Consider the following 24,668-nt stretch of genomic DNA (forward strand, 5'->3'; position numbering starts at 1 on the left):
CGACGGTGGGCCGCTGGTGGGTGCCGCACCCGCGCCCCCGGCCCACGACGGCCGGTCGGCAGGTGGGCCGCTGGTGGGCGCTGGGCCGCCGGCCCAGGAGGGGCGCTCGGCGGCGGGCGACGGGGTGCGCGGCGGCACGGGCGGGCCGCTGGTCGGAGTGGGATCCGAGCCCTCTGCGCGGGGCGGCCGGTCGGCCGGCGCGCTTGTCGCAACCGGGTCGGCCCAGGACGGGCGATCCCCGGGCGGCGCACTGGCCGGGTCGGGTGCCGCCCCGCCGGCCCACGAGGGCCGCTCGACAGGCTCGGGGCGGGACGTTTGCGCAGGTGTGGCGGTCGCGGAGCCTTCGCCGGCCCAGGTCGGCCGCGCGGGCGCGCCGGGCTCGGTCGCCGGGTCGTCCCGGGGCATGTCGTACGCCCGGTGCGGCTCAGCGCGCACCGGCTCGTACGGGCGGGGCGGCTCTGCGCGCACCGGCTCGTACGGCGCGTTGGGCTCGGCGACCCAGTCGGGCGTGGGTTCGTCCCGCGCCTGGCGACCTGCCGGCTCACCCTCCTGGCGGGACCAGGGCGGTGCCCAGCCACTGCCCCGGCTCGGGTGGTTCCAGCTCGGCCCGGACCAGTCCGGTTCGATGGTCGCCGACTCCCCGGCCCGGTGCGCGTCCCCGGCGGGACGGTCGGGCGCCGAGTCGTCGGCGTGCCCCGCTGACCGCTCCGGCTCGGCCGACGCCTCGGGTGCCAGCGGGTCACGCCAGACGCGCGAGGCGTCGGCGGCTGACCGCTCGCCGGTGGGTGCGCGAAGACCTGGCGGGACCTCGAAGCCCGAGGCGGCGGTGCCGACGGGCGGCACCTGCGCAGTCGACGGCGTCGAGGTGGGAAGCCCCGGATCGGGCCAGCGGCTGTTGCGCGGGCCGGCCGGATCGGCCGAGGGGCGCCGCGTGAGGTCGGTGTCGTCGGGTGCCCGCTCCGACGGCGGTGCGGGGCGCTGGGCCGGTACCACCAGTCGGTCGCCGGGCGCATCGGGCCGAGCCTCGGCGGTAAACCCGGGCGGCGCGCTCACCGGCGCGGGGCGGCCCGACGAGAGGTCGGCACCGGGGAGGCGTACGCCATGGGGGTCGGCGTCGGCGTGCTCCACCCCGTTGGCCTCGGCGTCCGCGTGGCGGACGCCGTTTGGGTGGTGACCGTTGACGCGCGACGAGGGCTCGGACTCGCCGCCAAGCGGGACCGGCAGGTCTCCGTGCCTCGCGGAGGCGGCGCGCCAACCGGACGCGGGGTCGGGCTGCCAACGCGGCGCCTGCTCCCGCGCGTCCTCGCGCTCGGCGGCCGGGGACCACCCGCCCGCCGGGGGCGCCCACCCGCCGCCGGAACGGCCCGGGTCGTCGTGCTGACCCGTTCCGTCACCGTGCTCTCCCGGGGTGGCGGCTCCGGGTTGCCCTGTTTCACTCACCGCGCGCTCCTTGGTCGCCCTCGCTGAGGCTACCGTGTGGGGAGAGTGGCGATAAGTTACAGCGGCGGGCCATTTCCACGACGCGGTCGCGGGCCGCCCCGGTCTGGGGGGAAAATGCCGGCTCGTACGGAGAACTCGGAGGATCCCATGACCGCAGTGGGGAACGGTGCACAAACCGCCGGCAGGCCAACCCGCCTGCCCCGCTCGGCGCGGCGTAAGCAGCTGCTCGCCGCGGCGCAGGAGGTGTTTGTCGCACAGGGCTACCACGCCGCGGCAATGGACGACATCGCCGAGCGGGCCGGGGTTTCCAAGCCGGTGCTCTATCAACACTTCCCGGGAAAGATGGAGCTCTACCTGGCTCTGCTGGACACGCACTGTGACGCCATCGTCGCAAAGGTGCAGGACGCGATGCACGGCACCAGCGACAACAAGGAGCGGGTAAGCGCGTCGGTCCGGGCGTACTTCGACTTCGTCGACCACGAAAGCGAGGCGTTCCGTCTCGTCTTCGAATCGGACCTGCGCAACGACCCGGCCGTGCGGCAGCGGGTCGAGCGGGTCGAGCAGGGCTGCATCGCGGCGATCACCGACACCATCATCTCGGACACCGGTGTGAGGCGGTCGCACGCCGAGTTGCTCGCCTCCGGCCTGGTGGGCGCGGCGGAGACGGCCGCGCAGTTCTGGCTGGCCCGGGGCCGGCAGGTGCCGAAGGCCGAGGCCGAGGCGTTGGTGGCGGCGTTGTCGTGGCGGGGCATCGCGAGCTTCCCGCTGCAAGGTGAGTCAGCCTGACCGTTGCCCCGTTGATCGGATAGCCTTCGCAGGGCGGTTCTTTCGCCCCAGTTGAGGAGGCACAGTGGAGGTCAAGATCGGCGTGCAGTACGCGCCGCGCGAGCTGGTTCTGGACAGCGCGCAGTCGCCGGCCGAGATCGAGCAGATCGTGACCGACGCCTTCGCCGGCGATGGCGGCACGCTCTCCCTGACCGACGAGAAGGGCCGGCGGGTAATCGTTCCGGTCGAGAAGGTCGCCTACGTCGAGATCGCCGAGGCGTCCCCCCGATCGGTCGGTTTCACCGTCCGCTGACTGGTCCGGCCATTGCGGCAGGTCGGCGTCGCCCACCTGCCGCGGGCCGGGACCGCACCGTCCGGCGCGTAGGTCGCCTGCTCAGCCCGACGGTTGCCATTCGTCCGGTGTGCGCCGCAGTGAGCCGCCTGGACAACCCGACACATCCGGCCCGGACGCCCTGCGCGATGAGCGCAGTGAGCGCGGGCCGCTCGACAGCCTGGGGCAACGCGTAGCCGACCCAGGAAGCCGTTCGACAGGCCCTGTGGCGCAGGTCACAATCAATGCCCCCGCGTGGCGGCTGGCCGCCCGGGAATCGGGACGTGAGCTTGCCTGTTCAGGTAGCATAGAGCAGTTGCCGTGGGCGCCGATCTGATCGAAGCTCAGCCCGCGGCGCGCGTGCGGCCCGGTCCGGCTCGGCAGTCTGCCCCCGACCGTGTGGCCCGCGTCATACCGAACGCGCCCTGAGGACATGACGGGGCGCACCCACGAGAGGGCACCCCCACATCCACATGAGCGAACTGATTGAAGATCTGATGGACGGCCAGGAACTGGCACCCACAGCCCCGGTTCGGCCGGAGGCCCCCACATTCGCCGCGCTCGGCGCCCGCGAGGAGACCGTCGAGGCGCTGGCCGCGGCCGGCATCACCCGCGCGTTCGCCATCCAGGAGTACGCGATCCCGATCGCGCTGCGCGGCGTCGACCTCATCGGCCAGGCCCCCACCGGCACCGGCAAGACCCTCGGTTTCGGCGTCCCACTGCTGGAGCGGGTCTTCGCACCCAACGAGGGCAGCGACGGCGTCCCCCAGGCGCTTGTCGTCGTCCCCACCCGCGAGCTGGGCATCCAGGTCGCCAAGGACCTCGCCGCCGCCGGCCGCACGCGCGGCATCCGAGTGCTGCCGATCTACGGCGGCGTGGCGTACGAGCCGCAGATCGACGCGCTGCGCAAGGGCGTCGAGATCCTGGTCGGCACCCCCGGCCGACTGATGGACCTCCAGAAGCAGAAGCACCTCCGACTGGACCGGGTGCGCGCGCTCGTCCTCGACGAGGCTGACCGGATGCTCGACCTGGGCTTCCTCGACGACGTCGAGAAGATCCTCGCGATGCTCCCGGAAGACCGGCAGACGATGCTGTTCTCGGCCACCATGCCGGACCCGATCGTCACCCTGTCCCGGCGCTTCCTGCGCCAGCCGATGACGATCCACGCCGGGCACACCGCCGAGACCGGCCCGTCGCCGCAGACCCAGCAGTTGGTCTACCGCACCCACTCGATGAACAAGGTCGAGGTGGTGGCGCGCATCCTCCAGGCGGAGGGTCGCGGGCTGACCATGATCTTCACGCGTACCAAGCGGGCCGCCGACCGGGTCGCCGAGGACCTCGACTTCCGCGGGTTCGCGGTCGCCGCGGTGCACGGTGACCTGGGCCAGGGTGCCCGCGAGCGGGCGCTGCGGGCCTTCCGGGCCGGCAAGATCGACATTCTGGTCGCCACCGACGTGGCGGCCCGAGGGCTGGACGTCACAGGCGTCACCCACGTGATCAACTACGACTGCCCGGAAGACCAGGACACCTACACCCACCGGATCGGTCGCACCGGCCGGGCCGGAGCTACGGGTGTCGCGGTGACCTTCGTCGACTGGGACGACATGCCCCGCTGGCGGATCATCGACAAGACCCTCGGTCTGGACATGCCCGAGCCGCCGGAGACGTACCACACGTCGCCGCACCTCTACACCGACCTGCACATCTCCACCGAGGTCAGCGGCACGCTGCCCACAGCCGAGCGCACCCGGGCCGGGCTGTCCGCCGAGATCGAGGAAGACCTGGGTGGGACGACCCGCTCCCGCCGGGGCGACAGTGGTGGTCGGGGGTCCCGACGCGGTGAGAGCCGGAGCGAGGGCCGAGGCGACGGTCGCGGCGAGCGCCGTGGCCGGGGCGACAGCCGCACCGACGCCGGCACGCCGGCCGCCGAGGCGCCCGCGGACGCCGCTGGCGACGACGCCACCCGCACCCCGCGTCGTCGGCGTCGCCGCCGGGCCGGAGAGCCGGTCGCGGGCGAGGCCACCGCTGTGATCTCCGCCGACGCGGCACCGGCCGAGCCGGCCGCAGCTGCGGACGGCGACCCGTCCAAGCCGCGTCGCCGCCGGCGCCGTCGCTCTGGCGGTTCCGGCGCGGGTACGCCGGCCGAGGCGACCGCGGACTGACGCTCAGAACCACCCGACATCCCCCGCACCGCCTGCGCGCGGTACGGGGGATGTTCCCTTCCCGCCCCACCTGCTGAAAATGGAACGATGCCGGAACCACTGGACGCCGCCCTGACCGAGGTCCGCACGCTGCTGCTCGACCCCACGCTGACCCGGGCCGTCGCCGCCGGGCGTCGACGGGGCCGCCGCCCCACTGTGGCCCGCGCCGAACTGCGACAGGTGACGCTCAAGGCCGGGCCCCGGCTCCAGATCGCCACCTCCGACGGCGTACGCCCGTACACCCGCAATGTCGCCCCTGGTGCGGAGTCGGCAGCGGCGGTCGACGAGCTGCTGGCCGAGCCGTTCGGCAACTGGCACGTCGAGACTGCCGACGCGACGCTCCAACTGCGGGTGACCAAGTCCGGCGAGGCGCAGGTGCACCGCGCGGCGACGACCCGACCAGCGGAGACGCCCGGCGGGCACGACCGGGCGAAGGAATACCTGCTGGACCCGGGCGACGAGATCTTCGCCGAGATCGGCGGCTCGGCGGCCAAGCGCCGCCAGGTGGACGCGTTCCTGCGGGCCCTGGCCGCTACCCTGCCCGACGATCTCACCGGCCCGCTGCGGGTGGTCGACCTGGGCTGCGGCAACGCCTACCTGACCTTCGCCGCATACCGCTACCTGTCCCGGCAGCGAGGGCTCGACGTCGAACTGATCGGTGTGGACGTCCGAGAGGACCAGCGGCGACGCAACACCGAACTGGCACAGCGAATGGGCTGGGCCGACAAGGTCAGCTTCGTGGCCGGGACGATCGCCGACGCGGTCATCGACCCCGCACCCGATCTGGTGCTGGCGCTGCACGCCTGCGACACCGCCACCGACGAGGCGCTCGCCCGCGCGGTGCGCTGGGAGGCCCGCTGGGTGCTCGCCGCACCGTGCTGCCACCACGACCTGGCCAAGCAGCTACGCGCACAGCCCACGCCGACGCCGTACGACCTGCTGACCCGGCAGGGCATCCTGCGTGAGCGCTTCGCCGACGTGCTCACCGACGCGCTGCGCGCCGGGCTGCTGCGGGTGCACGGCTACCGGGCCGAGGTGGTGGAGTTCGTGGACTCCCAGCACACCCCGCGCAACCTGCTGATCCGCGCCCGCCGTACCGGCACCGGGGCCACCGAGCCCCAGCGTGCGGAGTACCGCGAGTTGGTCGACACGTGGCGGGTCACCCCCCGCCTGGAATCCCTGCTGGCCACCGAAACGCCCGTCGCCTAGCGGGTCCCGCAGACTGCGGTTCAGCGACGGCGGTCGCCGTTGCTGCTGCGGTCCCGACGGCCGGGACCACGGTCGAAGACCGACACTCGGGACCGCTGGCTGTCCCGGTCGTCCTCGACCGGGACGGTCGGGAAGGGCACCACCTTGCCCGTGCTCTCGGCGTTGCCAGCCGCCGCGAAGGCGTTCCACGAGATGTCGACGAGGAGCTTCCTCATCTCGGCGTGCCGGGTGGCCGCGTTGCGCTGCAACGCCATCCGAGCGCCAAGCACCACGGCGGCAAGCGTCGTGGTGATGGCGCCGGTGGCGGCCAGCAACTCCGCACCGGTCGCCGCGTCGGTGCGGAGCACCAGCAGCAGCAACCAGATCCAGAACCCGGCGGCGAAGACGCCGGCCTTGGCGACGAAGAAGAGACTCACCGCACCGGGTTGGTACGGCTGCGGACGGCTCGGTTCGGCCATGGTGCTCCTCGGCGGTGGTGGTCCGATCTGAGGCGGCAGGCGAAAAAGCCCCTGCCTGGACGGGCACCGAGCCTAGTGGAAGAACGACGATGATCGCTCGGTGGTGGCCCGGATACGGCGAGAGACAGAGTCTCACCCGTGGGACAGTTTGTGCGGTCAGTCAGTGGTTTCCGGCTGCGGGCGTATTACTCTCGTGAGGCACCATCCCAGTGCCCGGCCGGGAGGGAACAAACACACACGGATGGGATCCCCAGACCTCACACCACAAATGGCCTTCGCCCGTTTCGTCCGTCGCGCTATTGATGACGCCCGGGACGAGCGCGGCTGGACCGTGACCGACCTTGCCTCGCACACGGGCGTGGGTCGCTCAACCGTGTTCCGCTGGCTGGCCGGCGACTGGCAGGATTACCCCGAACTGGCCAAGGTGCGCGGCTTCTGCGCCGCACTGGATCTGCCTGTGGCAGCCGCGTTCCGGGCGCTCGGGCTGCCCGACGCCGGGCCGGTGCCCCGGCGACGCACCGACGACGGCCCGGTCGAGGCGGACGTCCGGGCCATCCTGGACCGGCTGGCCGACCCCACAGTCCCGGCCGAGGAGAAGCACCACATCCGCGACCTTCTCCGCTACCTGGCCCGCCGCCCCATCCGCCGCGCCGTCTAACCCCCACCCCGACCTCGGGGTTGATCATGAAGTTATTGCCCTCCGCACCGGCGGGTCGCGGCAATAACTTCATGATCACCGACGAGGGCGGCCGGGGGCCCGCGGGGTCAGGGGATCGTCAGGGTGAATTCCGCGGTGTGGACCTTGTTGGCTACCTGGAAGTCGAGGTAGAGGCGGTAGCGGCCGGCCCCGGGGGTGGTCAGCCAGAACTTCACCTGCCCATCCACCAGTTCCGGTTCCGGGTGCACGTGCAGATAGCCGAGGTCACCCTCGCGCAGCGCTACCAGGTGCCCGTACGCCCCGAGGTAGCGCTCCAGCGCCGCGGTGCCGCCCGCGCCCTCGATCGTGAAGGTGACCGGCACCGTCGCCCCGGCCTGCGGGCTGCCCTGGTAGCCGACGGTGAACCCGTCCACAGTCGTCGAGGTGGCCGGCGCGGGCAGCGGACGCGGCTGGTAGCCGCCGGGCGCGACCAGATCCACGCCGAGGGTCACCGCAGCCTGGCCGCCGTTGTCCGCCACCACAGTGAAATCGGCGTACGCCCGCCAGACGCCGGGCTGGGCGAGAGTCAACGGCACCGACCAGGTGCCGTCGGACGCCATGGTCGGATGCAGGTGCTGGTAGCCGGTGAGGTCCCGGCGGACCACGATGAGGTGCATCGGCTTGTCGTGCACCACTGCGAAGCGGGTAACCGCCCGGCCCTGCGCATCCCGCACCTGGAAGCGCAACTGCCCGGGCTGGCCGGCCGGGAACTCGCTGGCCAGCGGCACGAACGTGTACCCCGCCGAGCTGACCGACAGGCCGCCGGGCTCGCCGCCCGCGCCCTGGTCGGTGCCCGTCACCGCACTGTGATCGTGGGCCCCGGTGCCCGGCGGGTGGGTGTGGTCGGCGGTGGACGACGTTGCGCCGGTGGCGACGGTGCCTGCGGTGTTCAGGCGACCGAGGCCGAAGCCGAGCAGCACGGCGAGCACCAGACCGCCGACCACAAGCGCCAACCGGATCGTGCTCCGGTCCGGCGCGGCGGGGATCGGGTCAGACACCGCCGTCGTCCAGCACGTGGCCCGCCGCGCCGATGCCGGCGTAGGAGCGGGTGACGGGGTGCGGATCGGTCATGCCGCCCACGGTACCGCCGCTGCTGGCCAGCCCTGGTCGACGCCGCGACGGCGTGGCGACCGTCGCAATCCGCCCGCCCCGGGAACTTTTCCGCCCCGGCCGGTCGCACACCGCCGCGAGCAGGGCCGCCGGGCGCAAGGCCGCGGGCGCACACCGCCCCGGCCCGCCCGAAGCAGGCCCGCGGGCACACACCGCCGCGACCCGCCCGAAGCAGGGGTCGCGGGCACACGCCGCCCGGGGCGCAGCGGCAAGGCTGACCGCTCAGCCGGCCACCGCGAGGGCCAGCGGGAGCACGCCCGGCGCGCCGGCCCGGCGCAGAGCACGGGCCACCATCGTCATCGTCCAGCCCGAGTCGACGAGGTCGTCGACGAGCAGCACCGGGCCGTCCAGCCCGGCCAGCGCGTCGGCCAGGTCCGCTGGCACGGTGAAGGTGTCGTGCAGCGCGCGTACCCGCTGGGCGCTGTTGCCGCGCGGCCCACCGGGGCCGCCCGGACCGGTCGAGGCGACCTCGCCGAGCAGCGGCAGCCGACCCACGGCCGCGATCCGCTCGGCCAGCGAGCCGACCAGCCGGGGCCGTCGCCGGGATCCGACCGCGACCACAGCCACTGGACGACTCGGCCACGGGTCGTCGCCGTGCGCCCACGCCTTCAGCACCTCCACCACGGCGCCGGCCACGTCGTCGGGCACCGCCGTGTCGGGCGCCTCCGGGCCGACCAACTCGCGCAGGCGGCCACCCCAGCCCAGGTCGGAGAGGCGCCCGACCGCGCGGCCCGGCAGCGCCTGGTCCGCCGGGGCGATCCGGCCTTTCAGGGGTACGCCGACAGCCTCCAAGCCGGTCGGCCAGAGCTTCTTCGGTGCGATCTCCACGCCGGGTCGGCCCAGGAACGCCTGCGCGGCGGTCAGCGCGGCCGTCGACACATCTGCGGAGAACAGGGGGTCGGCGCATCTGTCGCACCGGCCGCAGTCGGTCGCCCCGGTGTCGTCCAGGCGCTCCCGCAGATATCGCATTCGGCAGTCGGAGGTCGACGCGTACTCCCGCATGGCCTGTTGCTCGACGGTGCGCGCCTCGGCGACGCGGCGCAACCGGGTCTCGTCATAGACCCAGGGCTCGCCGGTGGCGAGCCAGCCACCGCGCACCCGGCGGACCGCGCCGTCCACGTCGAGCACCTTGAGCATCAGCTCCAACCGGGCCCGGCGCAGATCGACGAGGGGTTCGAGGGCCTGGGTGGAGAGCGGGCGGTCGGTGTGCAGGGCGGCCAACACGGCCCGGACCTGCTGCTCGGGCGGGAACGCCAGCGAGGCGAAGTAGCGCCAGATGGCGGCGTCCTCGACGCCGGGCAGCAGCAGCACCTCGGCGTGCTCGACGGCGCGGCCGGCGCGGCCGACCTGCTGGTAGTACGCGATCGGGGACGGCGGCGCGCCGAGGTGGACGACGAAGCCCAGGTCGGGTTTGTCGAAGCCCATGCCCAGCGCGCTTGTCGCCACCAACGCCTTGATCTTGTTGTCGAGCAGGTCCTGCTCGGCGGCCCGCCGGTCGGCGTCCTCGGCCTGCCCGGTGTAGGACGCCACCGGGTAGCCCCGGGACCGCAGGAACTCGGTCGTCTCCCCCGCTGCCGCCACGGTAAGCGTGTAGACGATGCCCGAGCCGGGCAGCTCGTCCAGGTGGTCGGCGAGCCACGCCAGCCGGTGCGCCGGAGTGGGCAGGTCGAGGACGCCGAGGCGCAGCGACTCGCGGTCCAGAGTGCCGCGCAGGACGAGAGCGTCGCCCAACTGCTCGGCAACGTCCTGGGTGACCCGGGAGTTCGCGGTGGCGGTGGTGGCGAGCACGGGGGTGCGCTCCGGCAGCTCGGCGAGGAACGTGCGCAGCCGCCGGTAGTCCGGTCGGAAGTCGTGCCCCCAGTCGGAGACGCAGTGCGCCTCGTCGACCACAAGCAGCCCGGTGGTCGCGGCCAGCTTCGGCAACACACCGTCACGGAAGTCCGGATTGTTGAGCCGCTCGGGGCTGATCAGCAGCACGTCCACCGCGCCGGTCTGGATCTCGGCGGTGATGGCGTCCCACTCGTCGAGGTTTGCCGAGTTGATCGTGCGAGCGCGGATGCCGGCCCGCGCGGCGGCCTCCACCTGGTTGCGCATCAGCGCCAGCAGCGGCGACACGATGACGGTCGGGCCGTGCTCACCGCCGTGCTCGCGGTCGCGCAGCAGCGCGGTGGCCACGAAGTAGACGGCCGACTTGCCCCAACCGGTGCGCTGCACGCAGAGCACCCGCCGCCTGTCGACGACAAGCGCCTCGATGGCCCGCCACTGGTCCTCACGCAGCCGGGCGTGCTCACCGGCCAGCCGGCGCAGCACCGCCTCGGCCCGTTCCCGTACCGCCGCCCGATCGTCGCCCATCCGGCATTTCTACCAGCGCCGTGCGTCAGAACCCCGCCCCGCGCGGGAGGTGGCGGTCACGATCCGGCCGCTCGCGCCTCGTCGGCCAGCACGGCCGGGGGGAGGAAGAGCAGCAGGTCGCGCAGGGGTTCGGTGGCCGTGGGCGGCAGCAGGCAACGCGCGGCGAGTTCTTCCATCGAGGTGTACGGGCCGCGCAGCCACCGGTCCACCACGATCTGCCGGCACTGCTCGGGCGACAGGCCGGGCAGGCCGGTGAGCACCTGCTCCGGAACCGCGTTGACGTCGACCAGGCCGCCGTCGTCGAAGGCCCGGGGAATGTCGGGCCGTCCGAGGCGCAGCTCACCGCGGGCCGCCGGGTGGTGGTAGAGCAGGTATCGGGCGTGCTCACGACGGATGCGCCGCTCCTCCTCGGCGCGCTGCTTCGCGCTGCCGCCCAGGCTGCCGGTGATCGCCGCCCAGAGCCCTCGGCTGAGCAGGATCACATGCACCGCGCCGAAGATCCAGGTGACGACGGCCAGCCCGAGGAACGTCACCGCCTCCAGGTCGGGCACCTCGGCGTCCGGGTGCTCGATGTCGAGCAGGGCCACCTCGATCACGAGAATCACCAGGTAGCCGATGCCGGCGACGGCGAGGCGCCAGCTACGCCGCCAGACCGCGTAGGCCAGGATCACCAGCCAGGTCAGGCAACCGAAGGAGAGCAGGACGAGCACCGTACCGGCGAGGGTGGCGATCCTGCTCGCCCAGCGCGGCGACTGCGGCCTCGGAGGCCGACCGTTGGCCACCGGCGGCGGGAGCATGGCCGGCGGCGGATAGGTGACGCCGCTCGGGATGTGGCCCGACCCGGTCGGCGATCCCCAGGCGACGGCGTTCGGAAACTGCGCCAACACGGTGTCCGGCCACACCGGCCCCGCCGCGGAGGGGGCGAGCCCGCTGGCCGACGGGGCGGGCGACGTCGGCGGTTCCGAGGGCGGCTGCCGATCGTTCGACGGCTTCGCCGGTGCCGTGAGCGTCGGATCGGAGCGGAGAATACGCCGGTGCAGGTCCTGGAGGGCCTCGCCCGGCTCGATGCCGTACTCGTCCCGGAGCAGGCCGCCGAACTCCCGGTAGGCGGCGAGCGCCTCCGCCTGCCGGCCGCTGCGGTAAAGGGCGAGCATGAGCTGGCGCCGCAGCCGTTCCCGGACGGGGAATTCGGCCACCACCTCCCGCAGTTCCCCGATCATCTCGTGGTGCCGGCCGAGGTCCAGCGTCAGCTCGGCCCAGGTCTCCAGCGCCACGGCCCGCAACTCCACCAGCCGCTGCCGGGCGGCTTCGAAGGTCGGGCCGGTGAACCCGACGAACGGCTCCCCCTGCCACAGATCCAGCGCTGCGGCCAGCTCGCTCAGCGCCTCGACGGCACGCCCCTCGGCGCGCCACTGCCGGGCCCGGTGGATGCCCCGCTCAAAGCGGACGGCATCGAGCGCCTCCGGGCCGACCCGCAGCAGGTACCCGGCGTCGGTCAGGCTGAGCACCTGTCCCGGCGTACGCGGTGACCGGTCCGGCTCCAGCACCCTGCGCAACCCGGCGACGTACTTCTGCACCACGTTGGGGCCGTTCGCGGGTGGATCGTCCGGCCAGACCGCCTCGACGATCTGCCCCGTGGGCACCGGCCGGCCGGCGGAGAGCAGCAGTACGGCCAGAACCGCGCGCTGCTTGCCGGGGCCGAGGTCGATCTCCCGGTCGGCGTACCAGGCCCGCTGAGGCCCGAGGATCTCGAAACGCAGCGTTCCTGACATGCGAGTTTCCGCTCCTGACACCCCCGTGAGCACCAGACGGCAGTGCCCGGCAGCCGGACGGCAGCATATCGGCAGCCGGGCCGCCGTGCCGGCGGGCAGCATCGGCGCCGGCAGAAGCCACGCATCGAGAAAGAGAAGTGTGATGACACAGGCAACGGGCACCGCCGGCACCATCCGACGGACGTTCGGCACGGTCGCCGCCATGCTGGCCACGACCACCCTGCTCGCGGGTTGCGGGGCGAAGAGCGAGCCCGCAGCGGCGCCGCAGGACACCCCGGCCGCCAGCCCGAGTGCCAGCCCCAAGGAGGCGCTCCTGGAGGCCGTCCCCGACGGCACCGAAGGGACGTTCCGGTTCAGCGGCAAGGACGCGTCCAGCACGCTCACCGGTTTGATCGACCACGAGTCGAAGGCGTTCGAACTCAACACCACGCTGCCGCCGGACTCCGACGGTATCGCCGTGAAGATGTCGTTCCTCGTGATCGGGGACGAGACCTGGATGAAGGCGAAGTTCACCGGCCGTCCGGGCCTGCCGAAGCTCCCGGACAAGTGGATGAAGTTGGACCCCGCGAAGCTGACCGAGGCCGCCTCCATCCCCACCTACGACGGCGCGGACCAGGGCAACGCCGGCCCGCTCATCCAGGCGGCCACCTCGGTGGAGGAGCAGAGCCCGGGACGGTACGTCGGGTTCATCGACGTGAGAGGCGGAGAGGCGGCGAAGGCGCTGGAGGACGACGCGGCGGCGGCGCTCGGCGAGGCGGCCAGGAAGGTGCCGTTCACCGCCGTGGTCGGCGCGGACAAGCACCTGGCCTCGCTGACGCTGAAGATCCCGGCCGCCGGCAAGGCGAAGGCGTACGACTACGTCGTCAACTACACCGACTACGGCAGCGCGCCGAAGATCAGCGTGCCGACCGGCGCCGCCGCCACCAAGGCACCGGCCCTGGCGTACGAGTTGTTGAACGGCTGACCCACGACACAGGAGGGCGGCGGCCACACGGGGGGCCGCCGTCCCTGCGTCGTGTCTGGCGGGCTCAGCGGCCGAGGACCGAACCCCCGTTGACGCCGAGGACCTGCCCGGTGACGTATCCGGCAGCCGGACTCGCCAGGTAGCGAACGGCCTCGGCGACGTCGTCCGGCACTCCGGCACGCCCGACAAGCGTCGCCGCCACCCGCTTGGTGTGCCCCTCGGCGGTCATCCGATCACCGAAGAACTCGGTCTCGGCGACGTACCCGGGGCTCACGACGTTGACCGTGATCTGCTCGGGGCCGAACTGCGCCGCCAGGTCGTACGCCCAGCCGTGCAGGGCCGCCTTCGCCGCCGAGTACGGCCCACCGCCGCCACGCTGGGCGGAGATCGAACTGATCAGGATCACCCGGCCGCCGGGCCGGCGAAGGGCCGGCCGCAGCGCCTCGGTGAGCAGCACGGCGGTGAGCACGTTGGCGTCCAGGTTGGCCCGCCAGTGCGCTGCGGTTCCGGCGAGCGTGCCGGTGTCCCCGGCAAGGTAGCCGCCGGCGTTGTTGACAACCACGTCGACGGGCCGGTCACCGATCGCCGCGAGAACCCGACCGAGGTGGTCCGGGTCGGTCAGATCGGCGGTGACAGCGGAAACGGCGTCGGTACGACCACAGTCGACGGAGATCCGATGGGCGGTATCCGTCAACACGTCCGCTCGCCGCCCGACGATCAGAACGTCGTACCCATCCCTGGCGAACGTCCCGGCGACGGCCGCGCCGATCCCGGTCCCGCCACCACTGACAACCGCAAGTCGCCCGGCCATCTCCCCGACCTCCCCCTGCAGAGAATCCCGTCGATCATGAAGTTACCGCCCTCAGCCACGGCGTGGCGTGGCAATAACTTCATGATCGACGGGGAGCCCTAGCGGGGGCGGAGGGATTTGGTCAGGTGGGATACGCGGGGGGCCAGGCTTGTCAGGCCTCCTGGGAAGAAGTAGACGGCCAGGATGAAGACCGTGCCGAGGACGAACAGCGGCTGGCTCAGCGGGCGGCTGAGGACTGCCGGCAGGTTGTCCACCGCGTCGCTCGTGCCGAACGCGGTGAGCCGGTGGTCCAGGTACATGTAGAGGATGCCGCCGAGCACGGGCCCCCACCGGGTGCCGGGCCCGCCGAGCACCACCATGACAAGCAGCGACAGGGTCAACTCGGACGACGTGATGTGCGGTGACGCGCCGCCGACTATGAGGACGTAGACCACCCCGCCCGCCGACGCCAACCCGCCGGCCAGGGTGAACGCCACAAGCTTGTAGCGGTACGGGTCGAGCCCGAGCACCCCGATCCGCCGTTCGTCGTCGCGCAGCCCGGCGAGCACCCGACCGGTCGGCGAGCCGCTCACCCGGTGCACCACGAAGACCACGAGCGTCAGGTACGCCAGCGCCAGCCAGTACAGGTTTACCGTGTTGGTCACCCCCACCAGCCCGGCGGGCAGCCCGGACACGTCAAGCGGCAGGCCCTCCTCGCCGCCGGTGAGCCCGCCGAAGTCCCGCGCCACAAGGATCGCCCCCACCTGGGCGAACGCGAGGGTGACCATGGCGAACGCGATGCCCACGGTCCGCAGCGCCACCGCGCCTAGCAGCGCGGCGAGGATCGTGCCGCCGGTGACGGTCAGCAGCGCCGCCTGCCACAGCGGCAGTCCGGCCCGGGTGACGAGGATGTCGGTGCCGTACACGCCTGCGGCGAAGTAGAGCGCGTGCCCGAAGGAGAGCATCCCGGTCCGGCCGAAGAGCAGGTCGTACCCGGCGGCCAGCCCACCGAAGATCAGGCAGATGGCGAGCAGTTGCAGCGTGCCTGGCGAGTTGATCGGCCCCTCGAAGATCCCCGGTAGGGAGATCGTCGAGTACGGCAGGATCACCAGCACGGCGAGCGCGACGAGCGGCAGGAACGGGCGTACGCGTTGCCACCGTCCCCGCTGCGGGGTCAGTTCGTCCGGCACCTGCGCGGGAGGCGCGTCGATGAGCGTCATGCCGTTGCCACCTTTCCGGCGATGCCCTGCGGGCGCAGCAGCAGCACCACGGCCAGCAGCCCGACCACGCAGATGTCGCCGAGCCCGGACGTGCCGTAGTAGTTGACGAACTGCTGCACCAGCCCGACGACGACAGCCGCGTACGCGGAGCCGACCACCGAGCCCATCCCGCCGATCACCACCACGATGAACGCGAAGATCAGCAGTGAGCTGCCCTGCCCGGGCGAGACGGTGCCGAAGTAGACCCCGCCCAGCGCTCCGGCGAGCGCGGCGGCCGCCCCACCGATCGCGAAGACGAGGGTGAACGCCTTGCGGACGTCGATGCCCAGCGCGGTCACCATCTCCCGGTTCTCCACGCCGGCCCGGATCACCAGGCCGTACCGGGTCCAGCGCAGGAACGCCAGGATCGCGCCGAGCACAAGCACCGCCGCGATGATCAGCAGCAGGCCGCCGTTTGGCACCTGCGCGCCGAGGATCCCGGTCACCTCCCGGGTCCAGTCCGGGCGCGGGAACGGTCGGGCGTCGGCACCCCAGGTGGCCTGCAACAGCGCCACCCCGGCCAGCGACAGGCCGACGGTGACAAGCACCTGCTCGATGGTGCGGGAGTAGAGCGGCCGGATCAGCACCAGCTCGACAAGGATCGCCACGAGCGTGCCGGCTGCCACCCCGAAGGCGACAGCGAGCACGAAGCCGAACCCGTCGCCACTGGCGCCCGGCAGGTTGCCCGCCGCCCACCAGGTGCCGTACGCGCCGACACCGAGGAACAGCCCGTGCGCGAAGTTGAGCACGTCGGCCAGGCCGAAGACCAGGGACAGGCCGGAGGCGACAAGGAAGTAGAGCGCCGCCAGGCCGAGCCCGGTCAACGCCAACAGGATCACGGTCCCCATCAGCGTGCGTCCTTCCCGGCCACCGAAGCCTGGTCCGGCCCGGCCGGGCGGTGCGCCTCGCCGGTGCCCACACCGAGCAGCGACTTGGTAAGCGCCGTCTCCAGCAGCAACTCGCGGGCGTCGCCGGTCCAGGCCACCTTGCCGGCGGCCAACACGACAGCATCGCGGGCCAGCCGGCGTACCACTGCCAGGTTCTGCTCCACGAGCAGCACCGGCACCGACTCCGCGACCCGTTCCAGGACCTCGGCCACCTCGGTCACCACCTTCGGCGCCAACCCCTTGGTCGGCTCGTCGACCAGCAGCAGCCGGTTGTCGTTGAGCAGCACCCGCCCGATCGCGAGCATCTGCTGCTGCCCGCCGGAGAGCGAGCCGGCCCGTTGCCGTCCGCGCCGATCCAGCTCCGGAAAGAGCGCGAAAACCTTGTCGTACGCCGGGCTGGTGCCACGCCGCTCGGCGAGCCTCAGGTTCTCGGCGACGGTGAGGCCGGCGAACACACAGCGGTCCTCGGGCACGTAGCCCAGCCCACCGCGGACCAGCCGGTGGGTGGGGCGGGCCAGCAGGCTCTGCGCGCCCATCCGGATCGCGCCGCGCACCTCCCCGGCGGGCGGAGTGAGGCCGACGATCGCGCGCAGCGTGGTGGTCTTGCCGACGCCGTTGCGGCCGAGCAGGACTGTCACGCCGGTCGGGGCGACAGTGAAGGACAGCCCCTGGAGGATGTGCAGTCCGGAGATCCGGACCGACAGGTCCTCCACGCTGAGGATCGGCTCACTCCTCGCGCTCACAGAGCCACCTCCGTTCGCGACTGCGGGGCTCGCAAACCCGGCTCACTCCTCGCGCTCACAGAGCCACCTCCGTTCGCGACTGCGGGGCTCGCAAACCCGGCTCACTCCTCGCGCTCACAGCGACTCCCCCAGGTAGGCATCTTGCACAGTGGGGTTCGCCATCACCGTTTCCGGTGTGTCGCAGGCCAGCAGCGCGCCGTGGTGCATGACGGCGATCCGGTCGGCCAGCTCCAGGATGACGTCCATGTGGTGCTCGACCATCAGCACCGCCCGGCCGCTGTCCCCGGTCAACGACTTGATCACCGAGACCAGCTCGGGTACGTCCTCGGCGCTGACCCCGGCCATCGGCTCGTCCAGCAGCATCACCCGCGGCTCACCCGCGAGCAGCAGGGCGATCTCCAGTTTGCGTTTCTCGCCGTGGGCCAGGGTGCCGGCGAGCGCCGTACCCCTGTGGGCGAGGCCGACCCGGTCGAGCGCCGCGTCGGCGGCGGCGGCCACCTCCCGGTCGGCCGCCGCCCGCCGCCACAGTGCCATCGAGCCCCCGCGGTGCGCCTGCACGGCGAGCCGGACGTTCTCCCGCACGCTCAGCGAACCGAAGACCGAGGACGCCTGGAAGGTACGGCCCAGGCCGAGGCGTGCCCGCCGGTGCGGCGGGAGCGCCCCGATGTCCTGCCCGTCCAGGGTGATCCGGCCCTCCGTGGCCCGGCGCAGGCCAGTGATCAGGTTGAACAGTGAGGTCTTGCCGGCGCCGTTCGGCCCGATCACGCCCAGGAACTCCCCGGGTGCCAGGTCGAGGTAGACGCTGTCGACGATGGCGACCTCACCGATCCGCCAGGTCAGACCGCGGGTGGCGAGCATTTCTCAGCCCTTCATGGCCACGGCCGGCGGTGCCGACTCGTCACCGGTGAGGCTCTTCTGCGCGGTGGCCGTGAAGGCGGTGCCGCTGCCGGTCAGCTTGGCCTGGTACATCGGCTGGAGCAGGGCGTGGTCGGCGGGTCGGATGGTCATCTTGCCCTTGACCCCGTCGAAGCTCCAGCCCTCCAGGGCGGTGACCATCTTGTCGACGTCGTCCCCGCCCTCCTGCACGGCGCGGACCACCATCTGGGCGGCGGCGAAGCCGTCCGGGTGGAACAGGTCGACGGTGCCGACCTTGGCCTTCAGCGCCTTGCTCGCCTCGGTGTCGCTGGCACCGTCGAAGTAGTGCGACAGGAAGGAGATCTTCGCGCCGGCCGCGCCGAACGTCGGCCAGGAGGCCCGGATGTCGAGGCCTGTGACGACAGTCGTGGACGAGAGCACGCCCTGCTGGTCGAGGGTCTGCCACATGGCCGGAGCGGTCGTGCCGGCCCAGGCGACGAAGAGCAGGTCCGGCTTCGCGCTCTTGATCTGGCTGGCGAACGGCGTGAACTCGGTGGCGCTGGCCGGCGCCCGGACGCTGCTGACGGTGGCGCCCGCGCTGCCGATGACCGCCTTGACGGCCGCCTCGTTGGCGTCGCCGAACGCGCCGTCCTGGGCGAAGACCACTACCTTCTTGCCGGTGGGGTCGCCGATGAACGACTTGGCGGTCACCACGTCCTGGTAGGACTGCCGGCCGGAGCGGAACGTGTACTTGTTGACGCCGGTCACGGCGTCGGTGGCGGCCGGCCCGGAGATGAACAGGACCTTGTTCTGCGCCGCGATCGGGGCGACCTGGAGCGCCACGCCGGAGGCGGTCGAGCCGGCAATGATCTTCGCGCCCTTGCCGATCAGGTCCTTCGCGGCGGAGACGGCCTTGGCCGGGTCGCCCGCGTCGTCGACCTCGGTCACCTCGATCGTGCGGTCACCGACCTTGCCGGTGCCCTGGGTGGCGAAGTCGAGCCCCGCCTTGAACCCCTCGATGTACTGCTTTCCGTAGCTGGCAAGTGCACCCGACTGGGAGTGCACCAGGCCGACCTTTACCGGCGCGGCACTGTCGCCGCCGCCGGTGGCGGTGTCCTGCGGGCTGCCACAGGCCGTGGCGGCCAACGCCGCGGCCATCATCGTGGCGGCGGAGAGGAACACCCGCCGCGTCGTCCGGACCGTCATTGCGACTCCACATGAGGACTCGGAGGGAGAGAACTTCTTCGTGACGGCTCACGCTAGAAGTGACGTCACCCACGAGCTATGTGGCGGAAACACACAAGTAACGGGAAGGGGGTGGCCGGAGGTTACAACGGGCCGCGTCGCCGCAGGCGCGCCCGCTCTCCCGATGGCCCGCACCCCCACGGCCCGCCTGCCGTCTGTGTCGTCCCGAGCCATCCGCCGCGCATGGCGCAGGCACCCCGAATGGGCGTTCCCACTCCCGGCGGGGTGCGGAAAAGGAAGATTGTCTGGTGCGCCGGTTCCTCCGCAACCCCGTGCGGCTGGTGCCGTTCGCCTTCCTGGTGCCGATCCTGCTCGGCACCGTGCTGCTGACAGCGCGCTGGGCGACAGTCGACCACCAGCGACCGCCCCTGGTCACCGCGTTGTTCACCGCGACGTCGGCGGTGTCGGTCACCGGCATGGCGGTCACCGACACCCCCAACTACTGGTCCGCCTGGGGCCTGCTGGTGATCACCCTGCTCACCCAGCTCGGCGGTCTCGGCATCCTCACCGCCGCATCGCTTGTCATCCTCGTGGTCTCTCGCCAACTCGGGCTCCGCAACCGGCTGCTGGTGCAGGCCGAGACGGCGGAGTTCGGCATCGGCGATGTGGGCCGGCTGCTGCGCCGGATCGCGGTGACCGTCTTCGCCTGCGAGGCCGTGATGACAGCTGTGGTGGCCGGCCGGCTCTGGCTGGCCTACGACTACTCACCGGGACGTGCCCTCTGGTCGGGCGTCTTCCATGCCGTCCAGGCGTTCAACAACGGGGGCTTCGCGCTCTACTCCGACGGCCTGGTGGCGTTCAGCCGCGATCCGTGGGTGTCGCTGCCGCTGGCGTTCGGCGCGATCGTCGGTGGGCTCGGGTTCCCCGCCCTGTTCGAGGCGGTCCGCGAGTGGCGTGAGCCGGCCCGCTGGGCGGTGGCGACCAAGCTGACCATCTGGGGCAGTGCCGCGCTGCTGCTGCTCGGCTTCGCTGGTCTGCTCGCCGCCGAGTGGACGAACGCCGAAACGATCGGCTCGTACGACGCCGGGGGCAAGGCGCTCGCGTCGTTCACCCAGATCGCGCTGAGCCGCACCGGCGGTTTCAGCGTGCTGGACATCAGCGCGTTGCAGGAGGAGAGCTACCCGCTGTTGATCGTGTTGATGTTCATCGGTGGTGGCAGCGCCAGCACGGCCGGCGGAATCAAGGTCTCCACCTTCTTCCTGCTCGGGTTCACCATCTGGGCGGAGCTGCGCGGCGAGCCCGACGTGACGGTAGGGCACCGCCGGGTGGCCACCGCCAGTCAGCGGCAGGCCGTCACAGTGGCCCTGCTCAGCGTCGCGCTGGTCACGGCCGGGACGATGGCGTTGCTGCTGCTCACCGAGGGCCTCCGCTTCGTCTCGGCCCTGTTCGAGGTCACCTCCGCGTTCAGCACCACCGGGCTGACCGTCGGGCTGGCCGGCACCCTGCCGGCCAGCGGCCAGCTGATCCTGACCGTGCTGATGTTCATCGGCCGGGTCGGGCCGCTCACCCTCGGCTCGGCGATCGCCCTGAACACGCGGCGTCGGCTCTACCGCTATCCCCAGGAGCAACCCGTTGTCGGCTAGCAGTGAGGAGGGATCGAGGTGTCGGCCAGTCGTGCGGACGGTGGCGGCGTCGTGGTGATCGGGCTGGGTCGGTTCGGCTCCCACCTGGCCGGGTCGCTGACCCGGATGAACCACGAGGTGCTTGCCATCGACCGGAGCCCGGAGCTGGTGCAGCGCTGGTCGGCGCGGATCGACCGGGTGGTCCAGGCCGACGCGACCGAGGACGGGGCGCTGCGACAACTGGGCGTCGCCGGCTTCGGCCGGGCCGTGGTGGCCATCGGGGCGTCGCTGGAGGCGAGCGTGCTCACCGTGCTGGCGCTTACCGAGTTGGGCGTGCCGCAGGTCTGGGCGCGGGCCACCTCACAGAAGCACGCGAAGATCCTGTCCTCGGTGGGCGCACACCACGTGATCTTTCCGGAGGCGGAGACCGGCGAGCGGGTGGCGCACCTGATCGTCAGTCGGCTGCTCGACTTCGTGGAACTCGACGACGACTTCGCGATCGCCGCCGTCCGGGTGCCGGAGTCCCTGGTCGGTCGCACACTGCTCGACCTGCGCCCGAACGAGCGCTACGGCGTACGGGTGATCGGCGCCAAGATGCCGGGCGAGCGCTTCCAGTACGCGTCGGACAGCACCGCCCTACCCCGTGACGGGGTGCTCGTCGTGGAGGGCGGGATCGACCAGGTGCAGCGGTTCGCAGGACTCCGCTGAGGCCGTTCACTTCTTCCCGCCGCCCGGCCCCTTCCGTTCGCCCTTCGTCACTTTCCCGCTTTTCCCGGGCCACCACCGGGCCCCTTCCCCTTGCCGGGCTTCTCGGGCTTCGGCCCGGCCTTCGGCGGCGCCTTGGGTGCGGTCTTCGTCGCCACCTTGGCCGGGGTCTTCGTCGTTGCCTTGGGTGGCGTCGTGCTCGGCGGGGCTGTGGACGGGGCGGTGCCGGCCACCCCGGAGACGCGTACCCCACAGGTCGCGTCGCCGAGCCGGAACTCCACAGGCAACGGGTTCGCCCCGCTGTACTTCCCCGTCAGGGTGAGCTTCTCGGCCGCACCGGGCGCCAGGGTGGCGCGCTCGGCCACCGGCCGGATCTGGACGGTGCTCCCCTGCTGGTCCACAGTGGTCGGCTCTGCCTTCGTCACAGTCTGCTGACCGGGGAATGTGAAGTTCATCGACCAGTCGCGCAGCTCGCTGTCGCCGGTGTTGGTCAAGGTCAACTCGGCGATGAAGTCCTTGCCGGAGTCGGTGCGCAACGCGTACGCCACCTCGCACGGCGCGGGCTCCGGCAGGCCCATCCGCGCCTGGGTGGGCTGGTCCTGCCCGCTGGCCGGGCTGCCCGAGGTGAGCCCCCACATCGCCCCCGTGACCGCGATCAGCCCGGCGGCTGCCACCCCGGCCTCCACCCGCCGGCGTCGGCTCACCCGCTGGCGTCGATTGCGGGTACGCGACAGCGGCAGCGCGTCCGTCTCCGCCGACCAGGGCAGGATGGTGGTGCCCGCGCTGGCCAGCGCTGCCGGGTCCAGTGGGCCGGCCGGCGACACCGGCAGGGCAGCCAGCATCCCGGCCGCCTCGGCCAGGGTGCGGGCCAGCTCGGCGGTGCCCGGCCGGTCGCCGGGCTGCTTGGCGAGGCAGCGGCGCACCAGGTCGGTCACCTCGGCGGGCAGCCCCGGCACCGGCGGCATCGGATCCGGGTCGCTGTACATGTGCGCCCGCAGCATCTGCGTGGTGGTGGTGGCCTCCCACGGCAGCCGGCCGGTGAGCATCCGGTAGAGCAGCAGCCCGACCGCGTACACGTCGGTGGCCGGGGAGACCTGGCCGTTGTCCAGCCGCTCCGGCGCGAGGTACGCGGGCGTGCCCAGCAGTGTGCCGTCCGGCCCCTTCTCGCTCTCCCCCACGAGCGCGGAGATACCGAAGTCGACAACCTTGACGCCTGTCGAGGTGAGCATGACGTTGCCCGGTGTGACGTCGCGGTGCACGACGCCACGGCTGTGCGCGGTGGCCAGCGCCGAGCTGACCTCGGCACCGATGGCCACCGCGTCCCGCCACGGCAGCTGCCCCGCCCGGCTCAGCCGGGCGGCAAGCGAACCGCCGTCGACAAGCTCCATCACCACGTACGGCACTGTCAGACCGACCTGCTGGGACTCGCCGTAGTCGTACACGTTCGTGATGTTCGGGTGGCAGAGCCGCGCGGCGGCCTGCGCCTCGATCCGGATCCGGTGCCGGAAGGCCCTGTCGCTGGCCAGCCGGGAGGCCAGCACCTTTACCGCGACCTGCCGGCCGAGCACCTCGTCGTAGCCGCGCCAGACCACCGACATGCCGCCCGCGCCGAGCTGCTCGACCAGCCGGTACCGCTCATCGAGGAGTTGCGCACCGTTCCGATCCCCACCACCCATGGTGGCCGTTGTTGCCCGTACGCACCCGGACTACACCTGAAGGATCGGAATCGGTCACGAAGTTCACTCGTTCAGGCGGTCGCCAGCAGTTGGTCCACCGGGGCGTAGTCGTCGGTGAGCACCATCGCGTCGCCGACGAAGTTCGTCAGCTCCGCGCCGGAGAGCAGGCTGACTTTCGGGTCAACCTGGTCCAGCCGGGCGCGGATGGCGGCCAGCGGCAGCGGCGCGTCGGAGCCGACGATGAGGAAGTTGCTGCCCTGCTCCTCGGCGAGCGCCTCCGGTGGGGCGATCAACGCGATGTGCGTGAACTCGGTGGCGACAGTGGCCAACTCGGCGCGGATGAACCGCAGCGGCGGGTAGTCGATGACGTTCTGCACGTACACGCCGCCGGGGCGGGTGACCCGGCGGACCTCTGCGGCCATCTCCCGGGTGGCCAGGTGCCAGGGCACCACGAGGTGCCCGAACGCGTCGCCGACGACCAGGTCGCGGCTGTCCGACGGCTCGCCGGCCACAAGCATCCGGGCGTCACCCACCACAGCCCGCAGGCCCGGGCCCGGGCGTACGCCCAGCTCCCGCTCGCCCAACTCGACGAGCCCGCCGTCGATCTCGAACACGACGTTCTCGGTGCCCGGCCGGGTGGCGGTCAGGTAGGTCGGCACGGTGAACCCGCCGCCGCCCAGGTGCAGCGCGTCCAGCCGCTGCCCGGCCGGCGCGACCACGTCGGCTACCGCGCCGATCCACTTCGTGTAGGCGTACTGCAGGTGTGTCGGGTCGGCCAGGTCCACGTACGAGTGCTGGGCCGAGTTGAGCAGCAACGTCCGGCCGCTGGGCCGGTCCGGGTCCGTTGTCACCCGGGCGCAGTGGTACGCCGTCTCGATGTCGCACGGGTTCGGCGCGACGGTGCTCAGCCCTGCTCCGATCAGGCCGAGCACTGCCAGCGCGGCGCGGGTGCGTGCCGGGCCGGGCAGCTCGGTGGGCTCCTGCCGGCGCAGGTACCAGCCGAGGCCGATGCCGACCAGCCCGAGCGCGAGCGCCAGTGCGAGCAGGATGACAGTGCTGCGCAGTGCGGCGACAAGCACGAAGCCGGTGAGCAGGGTGGCGGTGATGCCGCCCAGGGTGCCGATGCCGGACAGCCGACCGACCACCTGGCCGGTGCGGCGCAAATCGGCGAGCTGAAGCTTCACGACAAGCGGGGTGACCGCGGCCAGCAGCGCCGCCGGCACGAACACGGCGAGCGCCACGAGCAGGAGGATGCCGCTGGCCGCGCCGCCGCGCAGCACCTCACCGGCGTAGCGGACCACGGGCAGGGTGATCGCTGTGGCGATGCCGGCCAGCACCAGCGCCGGCGCCAGCAGGCCACGCGGGTTGCGCCGGTCGGCCAGCCAGCCGCCGGACCACGCCCCGTACGCGATAGCGGCCAGCGCGATGCCGATGACCGAGCTGGTCACCTGGAGGGTCACCCCGACATAGGGGCCGACCAGGCGAAGCGCGACGGTTTCCAGCACCAGCACGGCGCCGCTGGAGAAGAAGACGAGGAACGCGGCCAGCCCGTTGGGCAGTGCCCGGCCGGTGACCGGTACGGATGGGGACGAGGAGGCCGGCGGGGCCGCGACGTCGGACGGTGGGGAGCTCATCGTCGCGATGGTA

Annotated in this window: 20 protein-coding genes; 8 read left to right on the forward strand and 12 right to left on the reverse strand. The window is 72.2% G+C overall.

Features of this window, described 5'->3' with window-relative positions; all coding sequences use genetic code 11:
- The first annotated feature begins 1,587 nt into the window (after positions 1–1,587).
- The 4 genes from ACFY2Q_RS11080 to ACFY2Q_RS11095 all read left to right on the forward strand — a co-directional run bounded on the left by ACFY2Q_RS11080 (position 1,588) and on the right by ACFY2Q_RS11095 (position 5,946).
- On the forward strand, positions 1,588–2,226 hold the full coding sequence (locus ACFY2Q_RS11080; RefSeq protein WP_387129240.1) for a TetR/AcrR family transcriptional regulator: 639 nt from the start codon (positions 1,588–1,590) through the stop codon (positions 2,224–2,226).
- A 64-nt stretch (positions 2,227–2,290) separates the two neighbouring features.
- Complete coding sequence (locus ACFY2Q_RS11085) at positions 2,291–2,518, forward strand: DUF3107 domain-containing protein (protein WP_053654062.1); 228 nt, start codon at positions 2,291–2,293, stop codon at positions 2,516–2,518.
- 491 nt (positions 2,519–3,009) lie between these two features.
- Positions 3,010–4,698, forward strand: coding sequence for a DEAD/DEAH box helicase (locus ACFY2Q_RS11090; protein WP_387129241.1), 1,689 nt, complete (start codon positions 3,010–3,012; stop codon positions 4,696–4,698).
- Positions 4,699–4,785: 87 nt separating this feature from the next.
- Complete coding sequence (locus ACFY2Q_RS11095; RefSeq protein WP_387129243.1) at positions 4,786–5,946, forward strand: class I SAM-dependent methyltransferase; 1,161 nt, start codon at positions 4,786–4,788, stop codon at positions 5,944–5,946.
- Between the two features lie 20 nt (positions 5,947–5,966).
- Here ACFY2Q_RS11095 and ACFY2Q_RS11100 read toward each other — a convergent pair whose 3' ends face one another.
- Positions 5,967–6,404 carry a hypothetical protein gene (locus tag ACFY2Q_RS11100; protein ID WP_387129244.1) on the reverse strand — a complete coding sequence of 146 codons (438 nt, stop codon included), beginning with the start codon at positions 6,402–6,404 and terminating at the stop codon, positions 5,967–5,969.
- Between the two features lie 241 nt (positions 6,405–6,645).
- Here ACFY2Q_RS11100 and ACFY2Q_RS11105 point away from each other — a divergent pair, with 241 nt between their 5' ends.
- Positions 6,646–7,062, forward strand: a complete 417-nt coding sequence (locus tag ACFY2Q_RS11105) for a helix-turn-helix domain-containing protein (protein ID WP_387129245.1) — start codon at positions 6,646–6,648, stop codon at positions 7,060–7,062.
- Positions 7,063–7,169: 107 nt separating this feature from the next.
- On the opposite strand, the gene ACFY2Q_RS11110 is transcribed toward ACFY2Q_RS11105, so the two are convergent.
- The 3 genes from ACFY2Q_RS11110 to ACFY2Q_RS11120 form a co-directional block, all read right to left on the reverse strand.
- Positions 7,170–8,099, reverse strand: a complete 930-nt coding sequence (locus tag ACFY2Q_RS11110; RefSeq protein ID WP_387129247.1) for a hypothetical protein — start codon at positions 8,097–8,099, stop codon at positions 7,170–7,172.
- Positions 8,100–8,433: 334 nt separating this feature from the next.
- Positions 8,434–10,563 (reverse strand): DEAD/DEAH box helicase, encoded by a 2,130-nt coding sequence (locus tag ACFY2Q_RS11115; protein ID WP_387129249.1) that lies wholly within the window; start codon positions 10,561–10,563, stop codon positions 8,434–8,436.
- 56 nt (positions 10,564–10,619) lie between these two features.
- Positions 10,620–12,335 carry a BTAD domain-containing putative transcriptional regulator gene (locus tag ACFY2Q_RS11120; protein WP_387129251.1) on the reverse strand — a complete coding sequence of 572 codons (1,716 nt, stop codon included), beginning with the start codon at positions 12,333–12,335 and terminating at the stop codon, positions 10,620–10,622.
- A 142-nt stretch (positions 12,336–12,477) separates the two neighbouring features.
- Between ACFY2Q_RS11120 and ACFY2Q_RS11125 the strand changes: the two genes are divergently transcribed.
- Positions 12,478–13,299 carry a hypothetical protein gene (locus tag ACFY2Q_RS11125; protein ID WP_387129253.1) on the forward strand — a complete coding sequence of 274 codons (822 nt, stop codon included), beginning with the start codon at positions 12,478–12,480 and terminating at the stop codon, positions 13,297–13,299.
- A gap of 64 nt (positions 13,300–13,363) precedes the next feature.
- On the opposite strand, the gene ACFY2Q_RS11130 is transcribed toward ACFY2Q_RS11125, so the two are convergent.
- The 6 genes from ACFY2Q_RS11130 to ACFY2Q_RS11155 form a co-directional block, all read right to left on the reverse strand.
- The gene (locus tag ACFY2Q_RS11130) at positions 13,364–14,110 is read right to left on the reverse strand and encodes an SDR family NAD(P)-dependent oxidoreductase (RefSeq protein WP_387129254.1); all 747 of its coding nucleotides are present in this window, start codon (positions 14,108–14,110) and stop codon (positions 13,364–13,366) included.
- A 98-nt stretch (positions 14,111–14,208) separates the two neighbouring features.
- Positions 14,209–15,309 carry a branched-chain amino acid ABC transporter permease gene (locus ACFY2Q_RS11135; RefSeq protein WP_387129256.1) on the reverse strand — a complete coding sequence of 367 codons (1,101 nt, stop codon included), beginning with the start codon at positions 15,307–15,309 and terminating at the stop codon, positions 14,209–14,211.
- Positions 15,306–16,196, reverse strand: a complete 891-nt coding sequence (locus ACFY2Q_RS11140) for a branched-chain amino acid ABC transporter permease (RefSeq protein ID WP_387129257.1) — start codon at positions 16,194–16,196, stop codon at positions 15,306–15,308. The genes ACFY2Q_RS11135 and ACFY2Q_RS11140 overlap by 4 nt, the downstream gene beginning before the upstream one ends.
- Positions 16,196–16,978, reverse strand: coding sequence for an ABC transporter ATP-binding protein (locus ACFY2Q_RS11145; RefSeq protein WP_387129258.1), 783 nt, complete (start codon positions 16,976–16,978; stop codon positions 16,196–16,198). The genes ACFY2Q_RS11140 and ACFY2Q_RS11145 overlap by 1 nt, the downstream gene beginning before the upstream one ends.
- A gap of 114 nt (positions 16,979–17,092) precedes the next feature.
- The gene (locus ACFY2Q_RS11150; RefSeq protein WP_387129260.1) at positions 17,093–17,836 is read right to left on the reverse strand and encodes an ABC transporter ATP-binding protein; all 744 of its coding nucleotides are present in this window, start codon (positions 17,834–17,836) and stop codon (positions 17,093–17,095) included.
- 3 nt (positions 17,837–17,839) lie between these two features.
- Entirely contained in the window at positions 17,840–19,039 is a 1,200-nt protein-coding gene (locus ACFY2Q_RS11155) for a substrate-binding domain-containing protein (RefSeq protein WP_387129261.1), read from the reverse strand.
- 287 nt (positions 19,040–19,326) lie between these two features.
- Between ACFY2Q_RS11155 and ACFY2Q_RS11160 the strand changes: the two genes are divergently transcribed.
- Both ACFY2Q_RS11160 and ACFY2Q_RS11165 read left to right on the forward strand, forming a co-directional pair.
- A complete protein-coding gene (locus ACFY2Q_RS11160) occupies positions 19,327–20,661 on the forward strand; it encodes a TrkH family potassium uptake protein (protein ID WP_387129262.1) in 1,335 nt (444 codons plus the stop codon).
- 18 nt (positions 20,662–20,679) lie between these two features.
- Positions 20,680–21,348, forward strand: coding sequence for a potassium channel family protein (locus tag ACFY2Q_RS11165; RefSeq protein WP_387129264.1), 669 nt, complete (start codon positions 20,680–20,682; stop codon positions 21,346–21,348).
- A 47-nt stretch (positions 21,349–21,395) separates the two neighbouring features.
- Here the strand turns inward: ACFY2Q_RS11165 and ACFY2Q_RS11170 are convergent, their stop codons facing one another.
- Both ACFY2Q_RS11170 and ACFY2Q_RS11175 read right to left on the reverse strand, forming a co-directional pair.
- Positions 21,396–23,021, reverse strand: a complete 1,626-nt coding sequence (locus tag ACFY2Q_RS11170) for a serine/threonine-protein kinase (RefSeq protein WP_387129266.1) — start codon at positions 23,019–23,021, stop codon at positions 21,396–21,398.
- Positions 23,022–23,092: 71 nt separating this feature from the next.
- Positions 23,093–24,655: a fused MFS/spermidine synthase gene (locus ACFY2Q_RS11175; RefSeq protein ID WP_387129267.1), complete on the reverse strand. Its 1,563-nt coding sequence runs from the start codon at positions 24,653–24,655 to the stop codon at positions 23,093–23,095.
- Positions 24,656–24,668 lie beyond the last annotated feature (13 nt).

Source organism: Micromonospora sp. NPDC000316, from assembly GCF_042898885.1.
In the GTDB taxonomy this organism is placed as follows: Bacteria; Actinomycetota; Actinomycetes; order Mycobacteriales; family Micromonosporaceae; genus Micromonospora.

Excerpts from the sequence above, each read along its gene's own strand:
- ACFY2Q_RS11080 (WP_387129240.1), top strand. The coding sequence starts at position 1,588 with ATGACCGCAGTGGGGAACGGTGCACAAACCGCCGGCAGGCCAACCCGC.
- ACFY2Q_RS11090 (WP_387129241.1), top strand. The coding sequence starts at position 3,010 with ATGAGCGAACTGATTGAAGATCTGATGGACGGCCAGGAACTGGCACCC.
- ACFY2Q_RS11095 (WP_387129243.1), top strand. The coding sequence starts at position 4,786 with ATGCCGGAACCACTGGACGCCGCCCTGACCGAGGTCCGCACGCTGCTG.
- ACFY2Q_RS11100 (WP_387129244.1), bottom strand. The coding sequence starts at position 6,404 with ATGGCCGAACCGAGCCGTCCGCAGCCGTACCAACCCGGTGCGGTGAGT.
- ACFY2Q_RS11105 (WP_387129245.1), top strand. The coding sequence starts at position 6,646 with ATGGGATCCCCAGACCTCACACCACAAATGGCCTTCGCCCGTTTCGTC.
- ACFY2Q_RS11115 (WP_387129249.1), bottom strand. The coding sequence starts at position 10,563 with ATGGGCGACGATCGGGCGGCGGTACGGGAACGGGCCGAGGCGGTGCTG.
- ACFY2Q_RS11120 (WP_387129251.1), bottom strand. The coding sequence starts at position 12,335 with ATGTCAGGAACGCTGCGTTTCGAGATCCTCGGGCCTCAGCGGGCCTGG.
- ACFY2Q_RS11125 (WP_387129253.1), top strand. The coding sequence starts at position 12,478 with ATGACACAGGCAACGGGCACCGCCGGCACCATCCGACGGACGTTCGGC.
- ACFY2Q_RS11130 (WP_387129254.1), bottom strand. The coding sequence starts at position 14,110 with ATGGCCGGGCGACTTGCGGTTGTCAGTGGTGGCGGGACCGGGATCGGC.
- ACFY2Q_RS11135 (WP_387129256.1), bottom strand. The coding sequence starts at position 15,309 with ATGACGCTCATCGACGCGCCTCCCGCGCAGGTGCCGGACGAACTGACC.
- ACFY2Q_RS11140 (WP_387129257.1), bottom strand. The coding sequence starts at position 16,196 with ATGGGGACCGTGATCCTGTTGGCGTTGACCGGGCTCGGCCTGGCGGCG.
- ACFY2Q_RS11150 (WP_387129260.1), bottom strand. The coding sequence starts at position 17,836 with ATGCTCGCCACCCGCGGTCTGACCTGGCGGATCGGTGAGGTCGCCATC.
- ACFY2Q_RS11155 (WP_387129261.1), bottom strand. The coding sequence starts at position 19,039 with ATGACGGTCCGGACGACGCGGCGGGTGTTCCTCTCCGCCGCCACGATG.
- ACFY2Q_RS11170 (WP_387129266.1), bottom strand. The coding sequence starts at position 23,021 with ATGGGTGGTGGGGATCGGAACGGTGCGCAACTCCTCGATGAGCGGTAC.
- ACFY2Q_RS11175 (WP_387129267.1), bottom strand. The coding sequence starts at position 24,655 with ATGAGCTCCCCACCGTCCGACGTCGCGGCCCCGCCGGCCTCCTCGTCC.